This window comes from Chitinophagaceae bacterium (genome assembly GCA_007695095.1).
In the GTDB taxonomy this organism is placed as follows: domain Bacteria; phylum Bacteroidota; class Bacteroidia; order Chitinophagales; family REEL01; genus REEL01.
Genome location: REEL01000170.1, coordinates 1 through 2554, shown reverse-complemented (window position 1 = coordinate 2554; position 2554 = coordinate 1). Strand labels below are relative to the sequence as shown.

General features: G+C 39.9%; 3 protein-coding genes. 1 reads left to right on the top strand and 2 read right to left on the bottom strand.

The annotated features are described in order from the left end of the window. Nucleotides 1–614 precede the first annotated feature (614 nt). The gene (locus tag EA412_14115; GenBank protein ID TVR76219.1) at nt 615–821 is read left to right on the top strand and encodes a hypothetical protein; all 207 of its coding nucleotides are present in this window, start codon (nt 615–617) and stop codon (nt 819–821) included. A 334-nt stretch (nt 822–1155) separates the two neighbouring features. Here EA412_14115 and EA412_14110 read toward each other — a convergent pair whose 3' ends face one another. Continuing rightward, nucleotides 1156–1920 carry a hypothetical protein gene (locus EA412_14110; GenBank protein TVR76218.1) on the bottom strand — a complete coding sequence of 255 codons (765 nt, stop codon included), beginning with the start codon at nt 1918–1920 and terminating at the stop codon, nt 1156–1158. Between the two features lie 438 nt (nt 1921–2358). Beyond that, nucleotides 2359–2554 (bottom strand): hypothetical protein (locus EA412_14105; GenBank protein ID TVR76217.1); only part of this gene is annotated, 196 nt, incomplete at its 5' end.

Here is a 2554-nt window from a genome sequence, read left to right as displayed (position 1 = left end):
AGAGAAAATTCCTGCAAATTCGTTAAATTTATTTTCCGGAGCATGTAATTTATTTTTCAAGGTATTCGTTTTTAGGCTTATGTTCCTCATAATGAATGCTTGTTTCTCTTTCTTCCTCGCTTCCTCCTCTCTTAAGTCTCTCAAGTCTCTTAAGTCTCATCTTCGGTTGGAAGTAGCATGTCATTAAGCGCTTCGCACTGTCATTAGCTGCTGAAGGACGTTATTCAGGGTTGGTGCGGATGTATTTTGATTCCATGCAAAGTGATCTGCAGATGCACAGAGGTAGATGTGCAAATGTGGAAATGTGCAAATGTGTAAATTATCCACGCTATTTACTGCATACTGCATACTAATTACTAAATACTTACTATGCCATGATGGTGTATGTCGCGCTGCTTTTTTTTCGGAAACCCTTTAATATTATAGGCCTCGGGCTGCTTTTGCATATGTTTGCTGATGGGATTGACTGCCTTATGATGATGTACGGATAAACCTGTGGTACACCTGCCTTGCTTCTTTAACTTTTGATCAACGCACCGGTTGAATCATTTTAACTTCTTATAACATTTTCGTATATTTGTTTGTATAATGCATTTACCAATTATATTGATACTATGAAAAAGGCTGGTATTATCTTATTGATTATCGGGGTTATTGGTCTCGCATATTTTGGCTATGAAGCAATGCAGGAGTCAGAAAGCTTTGAATTCCTTGGTGCTGAAGTAGCGGTTACCACTGCCAACTGGACACCTGTAATTATCAGCGGCGTAATCGCTTTGGTTGGGCTGATTATATTTCTTGCCAGGAAAGGCAGCAGGTAGTAGTGTCTTGCAGAGAGTCGAAAATGGATTAGCCCTTACACTATAAAACAGATTTAGCTGGCGGCGTGCTGACGGTGGATGTTATAAGAAAGGGGCGGTAGTGGAAATTCAATTCTATCTTCCGAAAACACTACATGTTTGCTTTGGAAAAGACAGCATGTTTATTTGCCGTGTAAATCCAAGGGTTCTATCATAAAGGTTACCTCCCCACATTTTTTTATTTATCTATTTGTTGGAACAGGCACTTTATACACCCAATATCCGGATTTTAGACATTTAGCCTTTTCGACATTTCGACATTTCGACAAATTATAAACACATGAACTGATTGTTTTTAATCTGAGTTGTTTGTCCTTCTAAAAGTGTAAGTTATTCCAACAGATGCATAATTGAATAAAGAAAAATTGTACACTTCATTATTATCTGCGCCACCTTCAAGAATTCGGTATCCTGCCCTGACTCTCATTTGATCAGACAACTTAAACGTAGCAGCAATCAGCACATCTTCTGCTCTGCCTTGCGGTGCTGCCAGTGCATCTCCATCAAGCAGGAGCCCGAATCTATTATCAATATTCCACAATAGTCTGAAGTTAATTATTGGAACAAATCCTACGTTGGTTTTTTCAGATACTAAATCAGGCGAGGAAAGTGATATTTTCGCGTCTCTGATTTTTGCAGTCAATCCTAACCCAAGCTCGAAGCCGGGGTTCTGTACAATTTCGTAACGGTATGTCAACCTGTACGAATTGAATTTATAAATGCCTTCAAGCTCTTTGTTTGCCGGGAATTCCACTCCTTCAAACAAAACATCATGTGGTACGCTTCCTTCTGATTTTGTTTCCAGGGGAGCATATAACAAATAGAGTGTATGGCGCGATTTTATTGTGTAACCCAATCTTACCCTGTAGAAAAACGTGGTTTCCGATATAAGATCGTCCTTCAGGGAAAATAGTGTACCCTGATCACCCGGAATGCGGACATCATTATAACCGGGAAAAACAAGTCCTGATTCCAAATCAACCAGGGCCTGCGCTTTTACTGCTGTTGGGAGTGAAAAAGTCAGGAATAAAATAAAAATTGGATAAATAATCGCTTTCATGTGGTTGCAGTTTGTAAAAATGTAAAAATGTAAAAATGTCGAAATGTCCGGGCTTGCGCACAAGCTTCCTGGTACATCCACAATGGTGGATTACCTTCTTAATCTTTTTAATGATACTTCCGCAAGTTAACAAAAAACCGCAAATTAATGCGGTTTTTAGTCATCGATCCAAGTAAGCTTTAAAGTGGAATTGCTGGCTTAGCTTAATGTTTTCTTGACTTCCGCAACAGGACACCCCGGTGTACTATAAGGTGCCAGCGGTAGGCGCAGCTCTTGGGCTGCGCAGATGAACGGAAAAAATGTTTTAAGCGGCTAAATAATCCAACCCGGGAACAAATCATGCAAATTTATCACATCTTTTTTTGACAATGGGTATCCCATCCGGAAAACAGCAAAAAACCGCCTCCAGAATAAGTATGTAGGTTTGCCCTAAAATGATTATGGGAGGATGTGCCATGGGTCTGAAGCGGCTGATGAACCATCAAGCGGGAAATCACTCCAAAATGTTCCCTGATTAATTACCAGGCCAGACGTTTCACAAACAATTTCCATGATTGCCCGACCATTATACATCCAAACAGAAAAACAATAGCAGCCATACATCAATAAGGTAATAAGGTTCTGGTTTTCGGGG